9 protein-coding genes are annotated in these 16,324 nt (G+C 66.3%); 3 read left to right on the top strand and 6 right to left on the bottom strand.

Going from position 1 to position 16,324, the window contains the following annotated elements; all coding sequences use genetic code 11:
- Nucleotides 1-132 precede the first annotated feature (132 nt).
- Nucleotides 133-1,674: a cation:proton antiporter gene (locus U8330_RS06300; RefSeq protein ID WP_323104293.1), complete on the top strand. Its 1,542-nt coding sequence runs from the start codon at nucleotides 133-135 to the stop codon at nucleotides 1,672-1,674.
- A gap of 20 nt (nucleotides 1,675-1,694) precedes the next feature.
- Here the strand turns inward: U8330_RS06300 and U8330_RS06295 are convergent, their stop codons facing one another.
- The 4 genes from U8330_RS06295 to U8330_RS06280 all read right to left on the bottom strand — a co-directional run bounded on the left by U8330_RS06295 (nucleotide 1,695) and on the right by U8330_RS06280 (nucleotide 6,119).
- On the bottom strand, nucleotides 1,695-3,539 hold the full coding sequence (locus U8330_RS06295) for a PAS domain S-box protein (protein WP_323104292.1): 1,845 nt from the start codon (nucleotides 3,537-3,539) through the stop codon (nucleotides 1,695-1,697).
- Nucleotides 3,540-3,800: 261 nt separating this feature from the next.
- Nucleotides 3,801-4,802, bottom strand: a complete 1,002-nt coding sequence (locus U8330_RS06290) for a DUF3618 domain-containing protein (RefSeq protein ID WP_323104291.1) — start codon at nucleotides 4,800-4,802, stop codon at nucleotides 3,801-3,803.
- Nucleotides 4,799-5,218 carry a phage holin family protein gene (locus U8330_RS06285; RefSeq protein WP_323104289.1) on the bottom strand — a complete coding sequence of 140 codons (420 nt, stop codon included), beginning with the start codon at nucleotides 5,216-5,218 and terminating at the stop codon, nucleotides 4,799-4,801. Before U8330_RS06285 ends, U8330_RS06290 begins: the two co-directional genes overlap by 4 nt.
- Nucleotides 5,211-6,119, bottom strand: coding sequence for a hypothetical protein (locus U8330_RS06280; protein WP_323104287.1), 909 nt, complete (start codon nucleotides 6,117-6,119; stop codon nucleotides 5,211-5,213). The genes U8330_RS06285 and U8330_RS06280 overlap by 8 nt, the downstream gene beginning before the upstream one ends.
- Nucleotides 6,120-6,354: 235 nt before the next feature.
- Here U8330_RS06280 and treZ point away from each other — a divergent pair, with 235 nt between their 5' ends.
- Together treZ and malQ are read left to right on the top strand one after the other, a co-directional pair.
- Nucleotides 6,355-8,127 carry a malto-oligosyltrehalose trehalohydrolase gene (gene treZ, locus U8330_RS06275; RefSeq protein WP_323104286.1) on the top strand — a complete coding sequence of 591 codons (1,773 nt, stop codon included), beginning with the start codon at nucleotides 6,355-6,357 and terminating at the stop codon, nucleotides 8,125-8,127.
- 152 nt (nucleotides 8,128-8,279) lie between these two features.
- Entirely contained in the window at nucleotides 8,280-10,073 is a 1,794-nt protein-coding gene (gene malQ / locus U8330_RS06270; protein ID WP_416236903.1) for a 4-alpha-glucanotransferase, read from the top strand.
- Nucleotides 10,074-10,771: 698 nt separating this feature from the next.
- Here the strand turns inward: malQ and glgB are convergent.
- A complete protein-coding gene (glgB, locus tag U8330_RS06265) occupies nucleotides 10,772-12,979 on the bottom strand; it encodes a 1,4-alpha-glucan branching protein GlgB (RefSeq protein ID WP_323104284.1) in 2,208 nt (735 codons plus the stop codon).
- Nucleotides 12,972-16,316 carry a maltose alpha-D-glucosyltransferase gene (gene treS / locus U8330_RS06260; protein WP_416236826.1) on the bottom strand — a complete coding sequence of 1,115 codons (3,345 nt, stop codon included), beginning with the start codon at nucleotides 16,314-16,316 and terminating at the stop codon, nucleotides 12,972-12,974. Before treS ends, glgB begins: the two co-directional genes overlap by 8 nt.
- Nucleotides 16,317-16,324: the final 8 nt, after the last annotated feature.

Here is a 16,324-nt window from a genome sequence, read left to right as displayed (position 1 = left end):
CTGCTTCCAGCATCACGATCAAGACCGGCAGCGCGAAAGCCTGCCGGTCTTTCCTTGCGCGCGCGGCGCTGCCCTTGCGGACGCGCTGTTTTTGTTCGGTAATAGGCAACTGACAGACGCGAGGCGCATGCCATGAACTTCTTCGAGACCCTGCTCGTCCTGCTCCTCGTTGCGGTCCTGCTGTTGCAAGTCGCGCGGCGGCTCTCCGTGCCTTATCCCTCCATGCTCGCCATGGCGGGCACGGCCGTCGCGCTGGTACCGGGCGTGCCCTATATCGCGCTGGATCCGGAGATCGCGCTGGCGCTCTTCATCGCCCCTGCCCTGCTCGACGCCGCCTTCGACTTCCCGCTCGGCACGGCCCGACGCTATTGGGTCCCGCTCGTCGTCTTCGCGGTCGGCGGCGTGGTCGTGACGGCGCTCACCGTCGCGGTGGCCGGCTGGGCTTATGCGGGCCTGCCGTTCGCGGCCGCCCTGGTGCTTGGCGCCGTCGTTGCCCCGCCGGATGCGGCGGCGGCCACGGCGGTGCTTTCCGGCATGTCGATCCCGCGCAACACCGATGCGGTGCTGCGCGGCGAAAGCCTGTTCAACGATGCCGCCGCGCTTTTGATCTTCTCCGCGGCCCTGGCCGTCCAGACCACCGGCAATATCGGCACCACCGTCGGGCTGCAATTCGTCATCGCTGCTCCGGGCGGCATCCTGCTCGGCATTGCCACCGCCTTCCTCTTCCGCAGGCTCGGCAAGGCGGTGGCCGGCACGCTGGGCGGCAATCTTCTCCAGTTCGTCCAGTGCTTCCTGCTCTGGATCGTCGCGGAACATCTCCACCTTTCCGCCGTGCTCGCCATCGTCGCCTTCGCCATGACGATCGCACGCAGCCCGGATGTCCGTTCCTCGGCGCGCATGCGCGTCCAGTCCTATGCGGTGTGGAGCGTGGTGGTCTTCGTGCTCAACGTCATGGCCTTCCTGCTGATGGGCATGCAGGTGCGCGACATCCTGGGCACCATGCCGCACGGCCATCTGGGCGATGCCGTGCGCTTCGCGGCGCTGACCGTCGTCATCGTCATCGTCACCCGCTTCGTCGTCTGCATCGGCTTCAACCGCATCCATGCGATCGTCATGCGCAGGCGCGGCGAAACCGATATTCCCTCGACCAAGCAGGCCATCCTGTCCAGCTGGTGCGGCATGCGCGGTCTCGTCACGCTGGCGACCGCCTTCGCGCTGCCCGCCGATTTTCCGCAGCGCGACGTGGTGCTTCTGGCAGCCTTCGCCGTGGTGCTGGCCACGCTGGTCTTCCAAGGGCTGACGCTCGCCCCCCTGATCGTCCGCCTCGGCCTCGACCGCCGCGATGATGGACCACGCGAGCTGGCAGCGCTGAGAACGGAGATCGCAAGGGCCGGCTATGTCGTCATCAAGGACGAGACCGGCCCGGAAGCCGAGCTCATTCGCTCGAAATTCGTCATGGAAAAGCAGGCCCTGTCGGATACGGACAACAAGGGGGCCATGCGCGCCTACCGGGCTTTGGCCCTGACAGCCATCGGCGCCCAGCGCGACAGGCTCGAACAGCTGCGCATCGAAAACCGCGTGACCGTCGACGAATACAATCTGCTGCTCGAAGAAATCGACTGGCGCGAACTCGCCATCCTGCCGCTGGAGGAACGCCGGATCGAGGAAATCTGACTGCCTGACCGCAGAATGAGCTAGCTCGCCACAACCTGCCGTGGCGCGGTGAATGTCGCGGTGAGGCCGGTATGGCCGTAGTCGAGCGCTGTGCTGCGGGCGCCGTTGATGCCCATTTCGATCAGGCGCGAGCCGAAGCCGCGTCGCTCGGGCCGGGTCGCCGGCGGACCGCCCTCCTCGCGCCAGACCAGGCGGAAGACGTCGTCTTCAAGCGTCCAGGCGATCTCCACCCGCCCGCCCTCTACCGAAAGAGCGCCATATTTGAGCGCATTGGTGGCGAGCTCGTGCAGCAGGAGCGAAAGCGACAGCGCGGTCTTGGCGCCGACCGTGACATGCGGACCCGCAAGCACGAAACGGCCCGGCTCCGCCTGGAGGCTGAGGACGCCAAGCGTGAGTTTCTCGACCGTCGAGGTTTCCCAATTGCTCTGCAGCAGAACGCCATGCGCCTGGCTCAGTGCCGCCAGGCGGCTCTGCAGCGTTTCGCTCAGGCTCGGCTCAGCCTTGCGCAGCGTCTGCGCCACGATCGCCTGGACGACGGAGAAGGTGTTCTTGACGCGGTGCGCAAGCTCGGCCGTCAGCAGCTCCCGCTCCTGCTCGGCCGTCTTGCGAGCGGTGATGTCGAAGAACAGGCAGAGGAAGCGGCCCTCGCTTTCACGCGCGCAGCGCACATCGAACCAGCGGCCGAGCTGGGAAATATGGATCTCGAAGGACTGCGGCTCGCCCGTGTCCACCGCAATCGCGCAATGGTCGAGCAGCTGCTGCGGCACGTCGCTGACATAGGCGCGGATCGTGGTGCCGACCGCCGAGGCGGGAATGCCGGATTGGGTGGCGAAGGCTGGGTTGATCTCGATGAAGCGATAGTCGATCGGCAGCTCGCGCTCGTCGCGGATCAGTTCGCCGATGAAGAAGCCCTCGGCCATCTGCTCGAAGAGTTCACGCCAGCGCTTCTCGCTCGCTTTGAGCCGTTCTTCGGCCAGACGTTGGTCGGTGCGGTCGCGCAGGATCTTCACATAGCCGACGAGTGCGCCGTCCTCGTCCTTCAGCGGCATCATCTCGCCATTGGCCCAGAACAGCTCGCCGGATTTGCGCAGGTGCCAGCGCTCGTCCATGCCGCGGCCGACCGTGTAGGCGCTTGCCATCTCTTTCGTATGGATCGCATGCTCGCGGTCCTCGGGCGTGAAGAACAGCGACACGTCCTGCCCGATCACCTCCTCAGGCGTCCAGCCGAGGATGCGAACAGCTCCTTCGTTCCAGTCGCGGATGATGCCCTCGCGGTCGAGGACGACGATCGCATAGTCGACCGCACTGTCGAACACGGCCCGATAGCGCCGCTCGCCGCTCTCCGCGCTCTGCCGCGCAGCACGTTCAAGCCGCGCAAGACGGCGCAGCTCGAGCTGCGCCATTGCCTGGCGCGCCAGGCCCTTCAGGGCCCGCTTCTGCATGTCGTTGAGCTGCCGGGGTCGATGGTCGAGCACGCAGACGGTGCCGATCGGCACGCCTTGCGGCGTGGTCAGCCGCGCGCCTGCGTAGAAGCGCAGATGCGGCGGACCGGCGACCAGGGGGCTGCAGGCAAAACGCGGATCCTGCATCGCATCGGGGACGATCAGCATCTCTTCTTCGAGAACGGCCTGCCGGCAAAAGGCGCCGTTCAGGGGCGCTTCGCGCGCCCCCAGGCCGACCTCCGCCTTGAAGAACTGCCGGTCCTGCGCGATCAGGTTGACGACCGCGATCGGCGTCTCGCAGATATCGGCAGCCATTTCGGCGATCTCGTCGAAATCCTGCTCGCGCGGCGTATCGAGAATGCCGTAGTCCAGCAGCGTCTGCCCGCGGCGCTGATCCTGCGCCACCCGATCCTGTCCGTCCACGCGATCCAACCCGTCTTACCGTCTCTCGAGCCAGTCGCAATGGCGATGGCCGGCCGCAGCCGCACCAGGGAAAGGCGCGACTGGGCTTCCGGCACGCTAGATAGGGGCGCCAACGCGCTTTTGCAGCCGTCATTTGCAAATATTGAACGCTGTGACGAGAAAACCCCCGGCGCCGCACACGCCAGGGGCCTCATCGATCCTGGCGGCGGATCGTTGCCGAGCCCGCCGCCAGCCGGAGGAACCCACTCCGCCGATCGATCCTTAGCTGTTGCGCACGCGATCGGCCTCTTCCATCACGCGGTCACGCGCCGTGTCATGCAGATCGGTCGCGACCTCGGCAGCCTTTTCGGCAACGCTCGCTGCAATGTCCTGGCCCTTGTCGGCGAGCGTGGCCGCCTTATCGGCAAGGTCCGAACGCAGCGCCGCCGCGGCATCGCCCATCGCCTCGTCCTCGATCTCCGTGTTCGGCAGCACCGCGCCGATCGCCGCACCAAGCGCAAAGGCGAGCGCGCCGCCGATAAGCGGCTGATCGCGGAAGGTGGAGAGCAGCGTCTCGTTCAACCGGCCGGAGCGGTCCATCAGTCCAGAGCCGAAGTCAGAGGCGTGGCCCGAAGCGCTTCCGGCGGCGCGCCGCATGGTTGCGCCGGCTCTCGCACTCGTCTGGCTTGTCGTGTGCGTCACGCTGTCGACCGCATGGGAAAGCCAGCCGAGCGAGGCATCGAGCATCGATCCGGCCTCGTCGAGGATCGAGGTCACCTGCCGGCCGGTGGCATCGGCAAGGCCGCGATAGGTCTTGCCCGCCTCGTCGACAAAGTGCCCGGCCCGCCGGCCACTGCGGTCCGTCAGCGCCTTCAGCTTCGTGCCGGAGTCGTCGGTGAAGTGGGAATAGCGCGCGCCGTTGCTGATCTCGGGCGGGCCGATGCGCCGCACGGGACCTTGCGCCGTGTAGAGCGGATAGTCGGGGCTGGCTGCAGAACTGCCGGAGGTTGTGGAAGCGGCATCCCCGCTGTCCGCCCGTTTCGGAGCGGCCATCAGCCAGGCGAGGCTCACGCCCATCAGCGCCAGCGGAATCGGATTGGCCTTGGCCTGGCCGCCGAGGCTGCGCAGATAATCGCCGCCGCCGCTGCCCTTGGCATAGGCGATCACCTCATCCACCATCTGGCCGGGCGACATGCGTTCCTGGATCGCCCCGAGGCGGTCCTCGATCCGGCGACGATCGTCCTCGATTTCCTGCTGGAGTTCCGCGGAGGATTTGTCGGTCATGGGCGTGTCTCCTTGATCACGGCGGCGTCGCGGCGAAGCGAGTCTGCCGTCCGCTCGAGCTTCAAATTCGATCCGCGCAGCGGGGCGAGACCGCGCGAGATCATGCCCCAGGCGATGAGTGCGATGACGACGCCGACGATCAGCGCTGCCAGCGCATCCGCCGCGACCGGGCCGAGACCCATGGACACGAGCAGGGCCGCAACGCCGCCGACCAGCGCGCTCAAGAGCACGCCGACCGCGCCGATGGCGAGGACAGTGCCGATCAGAAGGGTCTCGACGCCGCTCAAGGCATAGGAGACCTTTTCGGATGCTTCGGTCTTGGCAAGATCGACTTCCTTGCGCAGCAGGCCGGAGACGTCGCTGACGAGGCCGCCGATCAGTTCGGTCAGCGAGACATTGTCGGAAGGATTAGCCATCGATCCGGCCTCCCGTCGTGTTCAGGCCCTGCGCCGAGCCTGTGGTCTGGCCGGGCGCGGGATGCGCCGAGGTGGCGGGTGTGCGCGGCGATGCGGACGGGGCACCGCTGCCAGCCTGACCGGACGTCGCATGGCCGGCAGTCTCATGGCCGCCAGTCTCATGGCCTGATTGACCGCTGCGGTTGACCGTGGTGCCGGCAAAGGAACCGGAGACCGCGCGTCTGCCGCGCGAAGAGGCGGTGATGAAGCGGCTGGCGGCCAGGCCTGCCAGGGCGGCCATGCCGAGGAAGGCGACCGGCTGGCGGCGGCCGAAGTTTTCGGCCAGCTGCATGATCTCGCCGGCATCCTTGCCTTCGATGTCGCGCGCGAAGGACTGGACGGTCTCGCCCAGACGGCGCGCGGTCCGTCCGATCTGCGCCTGATCGCCGCCTTCCAGCTGCTCGCCGACCTTGGTCAGCGCATCGGCAACGCCGGCCACCTGGCGGGCGGCATAGCCGGCTTCCTCATTCAGCGTTTCCTGCATGCGGTCCATGGCGGAATGGGAGTAGGACTTGAGCCCCTCGCGCGCCTGTTCCACATCCTCGTGCAGGCGTGCCTTCAGATCGCCGACCGCCGCCTTGGTACCGCTGCCCGTCGTGGAGCCTTGAGCACCCGTGGCATGGTCGTCGGTTGCGCCGGATCCCTGCCGGGCTCCACCCTGCCCGCCGGACGAAGCCTGTCCGCCGCGGTCGTGGTCGCCGGTCGAGGACAGGCCGAGTGTGGATGCCGTTTTGTTTCCGCCGGCGTGCGGAGCGCCCGTAGGATTTAAGGTGGGGCTGGACGTGGCCTGTGTCGAAAAGCCCTGCGGCGTTGGCGAGGCGGGCCTTGTGCCGCCGCCGCCCCGTGTTGTCTCGTCGGTCATGTTCGTCTCCGGGTTCGTCTTCAGACGCGGTCGCGGGGGTGCCACCATCGCCAGGACCCTCCAACCGAGGCAGCCGTCGACAGTTCCCGGAAATCTTGCTGCAACCTCAGTTTCGGCCGCCCGCAACGCTCCCAACATGGGATCGGCGTAAATCCTGCCTTGGAGGCTGAACCTTTTGCCCCTTTCGCGATTTGTGCCCCGGTCCGTCCACGATGCTCGAAAGGCACGCTTCTCCATGGATTTTTCCTTCGGTCCCGTTCTCTCCCCCGATGCCGCCCTGTTTCGCCTGTGGGCTCCGTTGCACGAGGAGATCATGCTGGTGATCGACGGCGAGCCGCCGCGGCGCATGGAGCGCTCCGCCGATGGCTGGCACAGGCTTCGTGTCGACGGCGCCGGGGCCGGCACGCGCTACCGCTTTCGCCTGCCGGACGGCCTCGACGTCCCGGACCCTGCCTCGCGCCACCAGCCGGAAGACGTGCATGGGCCGAGCGAGGTGATCGATCTCGCCGCCTATGACTGGACCAGCACGGCGTGGACCGGACGCCCATGGGAAGAGGTGGTGCTCTACGAACTGCACATCGGCACCTTCACCCAGGAAGGCACGTTCCGCGCGGCGATCGACAAGCTGGACGGGCTGAAGGAAGTGGGCGTTACGGCGATCCAGATCATGCCGATCAGCGATTTTCCCGGCGGGTACAACTGGGGCTATGATGGCGTGCTGCCCTACGCCGCCGATAACAGCTACGGGCGCCCGGAAGATCTGATGGCGCTCGTCGATGCGGCGCACCAGCGAGGCATCTGCGTCTTCCTCGATGTCGTCTACAATCACTTCGGCCCGGACGGGAACTACCTGCCGCTCTATGCGCCGCTCTTCACCGAAAACCACAAGACGCCTTGGGGCAACGGCATCAATTATGACGGCGACAACTCCAAGCCCGTGCGCGATTTCGTCATCGAGAACGCCGTCTCCTGGATCACCGAGTTCAGGATCGACGGTCTGCGGCTCGATGCCGTCCACGCGATCAAGGACAACAATGGCGAACATCTGCTGGTCGAGCTTGCCCGCCGCGTGCGCGAAAGCGCCGGCAACCGCCACGTCCACCTCGTCGTCGAAAACGAGGACAATGACAGCGACCTGTTGACACGCAACGCGGATGGCTCCGTGCCGCTCTACACGGCGCAGTGGAACGACGACATCCACCATGTCCTCCACATCGCCGCCACCGGCGAAACCTTCGGCTATTACGCCGATTATGCCGAGGACCGGCCGGAGAAAACGGCGCGGGCGCTGGCGGAAGGCTTCGTCTTCCAAGGCGAGCACATGCCCTATCGCGGCGAGGCGCGCGGCAAGCCCAGTGCATGCCTGCCGCCGACCGCTTTCATCTCCTTCATCCAGAACCACGACCAGATCGGCAACCGGGCGCTGGGCGACCGGATGATCGTTTCGCAGCCGCTGGAGGCGATCAAGGCGGTAGCCGCGGTCTATCTGCTCGCCCCGCAGATCCCCATGCTGTTCATGGGCGAGGAATGGGGCGCACGCGAACCCTTCCCTTATTTCTGCGACTTCAACGAGGAGCTGAACGAGAAGGTGCGCAAGGGCCGACGCGAGGAGCTCTCCCGGCTGCCCGGCTTCGATGCGGAGGATCTCATGGACCCGACCGCGAAGGACACCTTCTCCTCCGGCACGCTCGACTGGAGCCAGCGCGAGACGCCGGAGGGCCGCGCGCTGCTCGATTTCTATCGCGCGCTGCTGACGCTCCGTCGCGAAAGGATCGCACCCTTGCTGAAGGGCGTGGGCGGCGGCAGCGGCCGTTTCGACGCCAAGGGCGAGACCCTGTCCGTCACCTGGACGCTCGCCGGCAATCGTCGCCTGACGCTTGCGGCGAACCTGTCCGACACGCCGGCGAGCCTGGCGTCCCCCGATGAGAATGGCGCAGTGCTCTACGCCCTCGGCACGCTGGAAGGCAGCCAGCTTTCCCCCTGGTCCGTCCGCTGGACCCTTGCCTGACGGGGTCGGGCTTCGGCCCGGCTTCTCTTTTACGCTTACGAAAGGACCCTGCCATGACCGCTGCCGCTCGCTCGAAGGCCGCCCCCTCGCTGAAGACCGCGGCGGCCGACAGCCCGCTGGATGCCGTGGCGCGGCGGCATGGGATCGACCTGATGCGTCCGGGCCTCAACGGCACGCAGACGCCGATCTCCGACGAAACCAAGCGGCAGATGCTGGAGGCGCTGGGGATCGATCCCGCCGACACGGCCTCCGCCGCACCGCCGCGGCGGAGCAGGAAGCCCATTCCTGCAAGCTATGTCCCGGCCTTCCTGGCCGAGGAGAAGGTCTGGGGCCTCGCGCTTCAGCTCTACGAGCTCCGCTCGGCCCGCAACTGGGGCATCGGCGACTTCGAGGATCTGGCTGTCATGGCCGATCTTGCAGGCAGGCTTGGGGCGGACTTCATCGGGCTGAACCCGCTTCACGCCCCCTTCCTCGCCGATCCCGACCGCTGCAGCCCCTATGAGCCGTCGAACCGCCAGTTTCTCAACCCGCTGATGATCGCGGTCGATCGCCTGGCGGGCTACAGGCCGGACATGGCTTCGGAAAAGCGGATCGCTGCCCTGCGCGCCGGGCGAAAGGTCGATTATGTCGGCGTCGCTGCGGCCAAGCGCGCCGCGCTGCGCGCCGTTTACGACGGTTGGCCGGCCAATAGCGATGACAGGGATGCGGAGGCGCGGTTCACCGCCTTCATCAAGGAGCGCGGCGAAGCGCTACGTCGGCACGGGCTGTTCGAGGCGCTCTCCGAGGTTCGGGGCGCCGCCGGCGAAAGCACCGGGTGGCATGGCTGGCCGAAGGCCTATCAGGATCCGCTCACCGACGAGGTTGCTGCCTTTGCCAGGGAGCACGGCGATCTGCATCGCTTCCACATGTGGCTACAATGGGTTGCCCATGAACAGCTGACCCAGGCGGTCGACCGCGCCAAGGCGGCGGGCTTGCGCATCGGTCTCTATCTCGACCTTGCGGTCGGGGAGGCCCTGGACGGTTCGGCCACCTGGAGCGAGCGCGACCATTACGTCGCGACCGCTACGATCGGCAGCCCGCCCGATCCCTTCGCGGCCGAGGGCCAGGACTGGCGGCTGGCCGCCCTGCAGCCGGCGACGATCGCCGCGGGCCGGCATTCGCCCTTCGAGCGGATGGTCAAGGCGGCAATGCGCTACGCCGGGGCGATCCGCATCGACCATGCGGCGGCGCTCCGCCGCCTTTTCCTCGTTCCGCTCGATCTGAAGCCGGACGGGGGTGCCTATGTCGAGTATCCCCAGGATGCCCTGCTGTCCATTCTCGCCCGCTGCTCGGCCGAGCATCGCTGCCTGGTGATCGGCGAGGATCTCGGCATCCTTCCGCCCGGCCTGCAGGACGATCTCGCCAAGGCCAAGATCCTGTCCTACCGCATTTTCTCCTATGAGCGCAGCGAGACGGGCTTCAAGCCCGCCGAGACCTATCCGGAGCTGGCGCTCGCCTGCATTTCCACCCACGACCACCAGACGCTGGACGGCTGGTGGCGCGGCGCCGATATCCGCATGCGCGACAAGCATGGCCTGCAGCCGCCCGAATTGACCCGGGAGCAGCAGGCGCAGCGCCGGTCGGAGCGGCGCGATCTGATCAAGGTTTTGGGAGCAACCGGGCTCGACGCTCCCACGCGCCTGTCCGCGACCTCGCCCGACGATGCCGCGCTCGAAGACCTGATCGTCGGTGCCCACCGTTTCGTCGCGCGCACCCCCTCGCTGCTCGTCGCCGTCCGCCTCGCCGATCTCACCCGCGAACGCGCACCGACCAACATCCCCGGCACCAGCAGCGACTATCCGAACTGGAAGCCGAAACTCTCGGTGACGCTGGAAGAGCTGCCCACGATACCCCTGCTGCGTCGCGTGACCGAAGCCCTGTGCGAGGAACGCCCGCGGCGGGGGTGAACGGCGGTCTTTGACCTCCGTGGAGGCTCGCAAACGTCCCGCCATGCTCGTCGCTGGTGCCTGCCCCCACATCCAAGCACTGCGCCTGAAGCAGGCGCCGGGTTCACGCGCGCCTGACGAGCGGAACGAAGACGTCCGGAATTCCACGGCCGTCATGCTCGGCCTTGTGCCGAGCATCCGCCCACACATCCCGGCATTGGACATCGAAGAGACGCAAGGAGCGGCCCATCTCAGCGCCCGCAGCCGCCGCGGCAGATCCTCGGGACAGGCCCGAGGATGACGGTCGGAGGGCGCAATGCGTGTTGAATTCCGAGGCCTCCCTCGTCACGAAGGCCGGAATTCCAGGGCCGTCATGCTCGGCCTTGTGCCGAGCATCCGCCCACACATCCGGGCATTGGACTTCGAAGAGATGCAAGGAGCGGCCCATCTCAGCGCCCGCAGCAGCCGCGGCAGATCCTCGGGACAGGCCCGAGGATGACGGTCGGAGGGCGCAATGCGTGCTGAATTCCGAGGCCTCCCTCGTCACGAAGGCCGGAATTCCAGGGCCGTCATGCTCGGCCTTGTGCCGAGCTTCCGCCCACACATCCCTGACTTGGACATCGAAGAGATGCCGTGCCGCCCGTCAATCCTAACGCACGAAGCCACCCCAGCGAATCCCCGGGGCAAGCCCGAGGGTACGGTTGGTGGAGCGTCGTCGATCAGTCCCGGCGCCACCGCAGGAAGATGGTCGAGAGGGGTGGGAGGGTCAGGAGGAGGGATTGGGGCTTGCCGTGGGCGGGGTCCGGCGTGGTCCAGGCTTCGACATTGCCGAGGTTCGAGCCGCCATAGACGCCGGCATCGGAATTGAGCACCTCTTCCCAGCGGCCTTCCTCCGGCACGCCGACCCGGTAGCCGTTTCGGGGAACCGGCGTCATGTTGGAGAGCGCCAGGATACGGCTTGCGCCGTCCTTCGCGCTGCGCAGCATGCCGAAGACCGAATGTTCGGCATCGTCGCCCACCGCCCAGTCGAAACCGGCGGGATCGAGGTCGCCGAACTGGAGAGCCGGCTCGCTTTGATAAAGGTGGTTGAGATCGGCGACCAGGCTTTGAATGCCGCGATGCTCCGGCTGGTCGAGGAGGTTCCAGACGACGGAACCGTCATGGTTCCACTCTGTCGTCTGGCCGATCTCCTGCCCCATGAACAGGAGCTTCTTGCCGGGATGGGCCCACATGAAGCCGAAATAGGCGCGCAGGTTTGCCCGCTTCTGCCAGGCATCCCCCGGCATCTTGCCGATGAGCGAGCCTTTGCCATGCACCACTTCGTCATGCGAGATCGGCAACATGAAGCGTTCGGAATAGGCATAGACCATGCCGAAGGTCATCATGCCGTGGTGGTAGCGGCGATAGACCGGATCTTCCTGCATGTAGTGCAGGGAATCGTGCATCCAGCCCATGTTCCACTTGAAGTCGAAGCCGAGACCGCCATCGACGACATGGGCAGTCACCCCCGGCCAGGCGGTCGATTCCTCGGCGATCATCAGCGCATGCGGGCAGCGCTGATGCACGATCGAGTTCAGATGCTTGAAGAACTCGACGGCCTCGAGATTCTCCCGTCCGCCATATTTGTTGGGGATCCATTCTCCGGCATTGCGGCTGTAGTCGCGGTAGAGCATGGAGGCGACCGCATCGACCCGCAGCCCGTCGACATGATACTCCTCCAGCCATTCCAGCGCGCTGGCGATGAGAAACCCCTTCACCTCGTTGCGGCCGAAATTGTAGATCAGCGTGTTCCAGTCCTTGTGGAACCCCTCGCGCGGGTCCTCATGCTCGTAGAGCGCCGTGCCATCGAAGCGGGCAAGCCCCCAGACATCGGTCGGAAAATGCGCTGGCACCCAGTCGAGGATCACGCCGATGCCGGCGGCATGGCAGCGATCGACGAAATAGGCAAAATCCTCCGGCGTGCCGTAGCGCCCGGTCGGTGCGAAAAGGCCCAGGGGCTGGTAGCCCCAGGAGCCGCCGAACGGGTGCTCCATGATCGGCAGAAGCTCGATATGGGTGAAGCCCATGGTCTTGGCATAGGGGATGAGCCGCTGGCTGAGTTCGATCCAGTCGAGCGAGCGGCCATTCTCTTCGAGGATCCGCAGCCAGGAGGCGAGATGAACCTCGTAGACGGAGATGGCCTCCTCGCCGGACCGGTTTTCGGCGCGCATCCGCATATAGGCGTCATCGGTCCAGGGATAGGGTGCCGAGGACGCGACGACGGAGGCCGTGGCCGGTGCCGCCTCGCTGGCGCGCGCGATCGGGTCCGCCTTCTGCGGCAGGAGATTGCCCCAGGCGTCGAGCACCTCGAACTTGTAGCGTTCGCCCTTGCCGAGGCGTGGCAGAAACAGTTCCCAGACGCCCGCGGAGGGGCGAAGGCGCATCGGGTGGCGCCGCCCGTCCCAGGCGTTGAAGTCCCCCACCACCGACACCCGTCGCGCGTTCGGCGCCCAGACGGCGAAGCGAACACCGGCCACGCCATCGATTTCCATCGGCCGCGCGCCAAAGGTGCGGCCGAGGCTGTAATGGGTGCCCTGCGAGAAAAGATGCAGGTCGAGATCGCCAAGCAACAGGCCGAAGGAATAGGGATCCTCGGTCTCCTGGACCGCATCCGGCCAGTGGATGCGGAACAGCGGTCGTGACACGCTGTCGACCACGGCCGCATAGAGGCCGCCGGGATGGGCGAGCGTCATCGGTGCGATCACCGCATTCGTCCCGGGATCGACGAGTTCGACCGAGACGGCGCCCGGAACGAGGGTCCGGACAACCGTTCGGTCGCCCTGGGGATGGCGTCCGAGGATCGAGAACGGGTCACCATGACGCCCTTCGACAAGGGCGGTCACGGCCTGCGGGTCGAGGCCCGAGAGGGTATCCAGACGCTCAAGCATTCTCTGTCGGCTCCGACAATCTGTGGACGATGGTGGCGAAGCCCTCGAGCGGGATCGGCAGCCATTTCGGCCGGTTGCGGGCCTCGTAGGCAATCTCGTAGGCCGCCTTTTCGAGGAGGAAGAGATCGAGGATGCGGACCCGCTGGTCTTCCGTCAGCGCCAGCGCTTCGGAGGCGGAGGTCGCCTCGAAGTAATTGCGCAGGAACGACTGGTGCGCCGTCCAGGTGAAGTCGCGGATCAGCCCCGGCCGGCGCGGGTCACCCGGATCGCCGACGCCCTCGACGTCGAGTTCGGCGGTCGCCGCGAGGTAGCCGAGCGAGCGCAGGAGACCCGCCACATCGCGCAGCGGATTGGTCTTGGCGCGGCGCTCCGACAGATCGCGGGCGGGTTCGCCTTCGAAGTCGATGACGAAGGCGTCGGATTCCGCCACCAGAACCTGGCCGAGGTGGAAATCGCCATGGTTGCGGGTCATCAGCGTGCCCTCAGCGGACCTGGCCAGATCCGCAACGATGGCCATTGCCGCGTCGCGGCGCGCCAGCAGCGCATCGGCGGCCTGCGCCACCTCCGGCTCCAGCTTGGACCGTGCGTCGGAGAGGATCTGCAGGCTGTCGGTGACCTGCGCCAGGATCGTTTCGCGCCAGCTCTCGATCTCGGCTTGCCCCGCCGTCACCGGCGCGAAGGCCTCGTCCTCGGTCGGGCGGCTCAGCGCCACATGCAGTTCGCCGAGCCGCTTGCCCACCATGCCGGCGAAATCGACGAGCGGGCGGAAGTTTTCCGCGCTGCCATCCACCTCGCCCTCGGCGAGCAACACTTCGTCGAGCGCGCGGCGCAGATTGGTGAGCATCCAGTTCCACGCATCGCCCTGGTTGCGGATCGCGCCCTGGATGATGATCAGGGTCGTGCGGACGCCATCGGCATTGGTCCGCGCGACTTCGCCGAGCAGCGGCGCGGTGTTCTGATAGCCGACTTCGGTCAGATAGCGGGTCATCTCCACTTCCGGATGGATGCCGGGGAAGATGTGGCGGATGAGCTTGACCATGGCGAGATCGCCGACGATCAGCGAGCTGTTCGACTGTTCGGCCGAGAGCCAGCGCACCGGCATGTCGTCGGTCACCGCCATGCAATCGAGCTGGTCGGTGCCGAGAAACTCCAGCGTGCCGTTGCGCCCCGAGATCGTGGCGCGTTCGCAGAGCCCTTTGATGACACCGCGCGCGAAACTCTCCATCGCGAAACCATCGGTGAGGAAGCCGACGCGGCGACCCTGGCGGATACGGGCGAGCGCCAGTTGCTGGGCGAGTGCCGGCGGCTGCGTCTCGTCCCAGGCGACGGCAAGCGGCAGGAGATAGGTCTCGGTATGCCCGTCCATCTCCGCTTCCAGCTCGCCGAGCAGGACATTGTGCGGAAAGCCCATGGGCGTCGCCGCCACCACCTCGGCGCGCTTCAACCGCTCGCCCTTGGAGCCGAACCAGCGGCGCTTCTCGAGATAGGTCGGCAAGACATCACGCGACAGCACGCCGGCCAGCCGCGGCTCCTCGACCACCTCCAGGAGATCTCTCCTCATGACCATGGTCACGAAATCGGGGAGCTGCTCCGGCGGATCGGTGCGCCAGACCGGACCATCGGCTTCCGCCACCAGCTGGAACCAGAAGAAGCCATAGGGCGGTAAGGTCAGGAGATAGGTGAGCTGGCCGATCGGCGGGAACGGCGACATGCCGGTCAGTTCGATCGGAACGCGACCTTCGAAGGCCGAAAGATCCAGCTCGACGGCCTGCGGCAGGCGCGAGAGGTTGAAGACGCAGAGGATCGTCTCGCCGTCATATTCGCGCAGATAGGTCAGGATCTTGCGGTTGCCGGCATTGATGAATTTGAGCGAGCCGCGCCCGAAGGCCGTATGGCGGCCGCGCAGCGCCAGCATCCGCCGGGTCCAATTGAGCAGCGAGTGGGCATCGGCCGACTGCGCCTCGACATTGACCGCCTCATAGCCATAGAGGGGGTCCATGATCGGCGGCAGCACGAGGCGGGCCGGGTCGGCGCGCGAGAAGCCGCCATTGCGGTCCGGCGACCATTGCATCGGCGTGCGCACGCCATCGCGGTCGCCGAGGTAGATATTGTCCCCCATGCCGATCTCGTCGCCGTAATAGAGAACGGGCGTGCCGGGCATGGAGAGCAGCAGCGCGTTCATCAGCTCGACGCGGCGCCGGTCGCGCTCCATCAAGGGCGCAAGCCGCCGGCGGATGCCGAGATTGATGCGGGCCCGCCGGTCGGCGGCATAGGTGTTCCAGAGATAGTCGCGCTCGGCGTCGGTGACCATTTCGAGCGTCAGCTCGTCATGATTGCGCAGGAAGATCGCCCACTGGCAATTTTCCGGGATCTCCGGCGTCTGGCGCATGATGTCGGTGATCGGGAAGCGGTCTTCCTTGGCGATCGCCATGTACATGCGCGGCATCAGTGGGAAGTGGAAGGCCATGTGGCATTCGTCGCCGTCGCCGAAGTATTCGTTCGTGTCCTCCGGCCACTGATTGGCTTCTGCCAGCAGCATGCGGCCCGGATGGCTGGCATCGAGCGCGGCACGGATGCGCTTCAGAATGTCATGGGTTTCCGGCAGGTTCTCGTTGTTCGTCCCTTCCCGCTCGACGAGATAGGGGATCGCGTCCAGGCGGAATCCGTCGATCCCTGTCTCCAGCCAGAAGCGCATCACGGAGAGCAGCTCTTCCATGACCAGCGGATTGTCGAAGTTGAGATCCGGCTGGTGGGAGTAGAAGCGGTGCCAGTAGTACTGGCCGGCGACCGGATCCCACGTCCAGTTCGACTTTTCCGTATCGAGGAAGATGATCCGGGTTTCGGGAAACTTCTGATCCGTATCCGACCAGACGTAGAAGTCGCGCTCCGGCGAGCCGATCGGCGCAGTGCGCGCGCGCTGGAACCAGGGGTGCTGGTCGGAGGTGTGGTTGATGACGAGCTCGATGATGACCTTCAGGCCCCGCTCATGCGCAGCGGCCACGAAGGCGCGGAAATCGTCCATCGTCCCGTAGTCGGGGCTGACATTGCCGTAATCGGCGATGTCATAGCCATCATCGCGGCGCGGCGACGGGAAGAAGGGCAGAACCCAGATCGCGGTCGCGCCAAGCGAGGCGATATGGTCGATCTTGCCGAGCAGGCCCTGGAAGTCGCCGATGCCGTCGCCATTGCCGTCGCAGAACGACTTGATGTGCAGCTGGTAGATGATCGCATCCTTGAACCAGAGCGGGTCCATTTGCTCGGTCGCCGTCACGTCCGGGCCGGCCGTTTCGGCATGGGGTTCGTTCTCGGCCCGGCTCTCGGCGGTCGTTGCATCCATTCTCATCT

Source organism: Rhizobium sp. CC-YZS058, assembly GCF_034720595.1.
In the GTDB taxonomy this organism is placed as follows: domain Bacteria; phylum Pseudomonadota; class Alphaproteobacteria; order Rhizobiales; family Rhizobiaceae; genus Ferranicluibacter.
This window is presented reverse-complemented; position numbering and strand designations above follow the sequence as displayed.

Coding starts and splice junctions, on each gene's coding strand:
- U8330_RS06300 (WP_323104293.1), top strand. CDS start 133: ATGAACTTCTTCGAGACCCTGCTCGTCCTGCTCCTCGTTGCGGTCCTG.
- U8330_RS06290 (WP_323104291.1), bottom strand. CDS start 4,802: ATGACCGACAAATCCTCCGCGGAACTCCAGCAGGAAATCGAGGACGAT.
- U8330_RS06285 (WP_323104289.1), bottom strand. CDS start 5,218: ATGGCTAATCCTTCCGACAATGTCTCGCTGACCGAACTGATCGGCGGC.
- U8330_RS06280 (WP_323104287.1), bottom strand. CDS start 6,119: ATGACCGACGAGACAACACGGGGCGGCGGCGGCACAAGGCCCGCCTCG.
- treZ (WP_323104286.1), top strand. CDS start 6,355: ATGGATTTTTCCTTCGGTCCCGTTCTCTCCCCCGATGCCGCCCTGTTT.
- malQ (WP_416236903.1), top strand. CDS start 8,280: ATGCGTCCGGGCCTCAACGGCACGCAGACGCCGATCTCCGACGAAACC.
- glgB (WP_323104284.1), bottom strand. CDS start 12,979: ATGCTTGAGCGTCTGGATACCCTCTCGGGCCTCGACCCGCAGGCCGTG.
- treS (WP_416236826.1), bottom strand. CDS start 16,316: ATGGATGCAACGACCGCCGAGAGCCGGGCCGAGAACGAACCCCATGCC.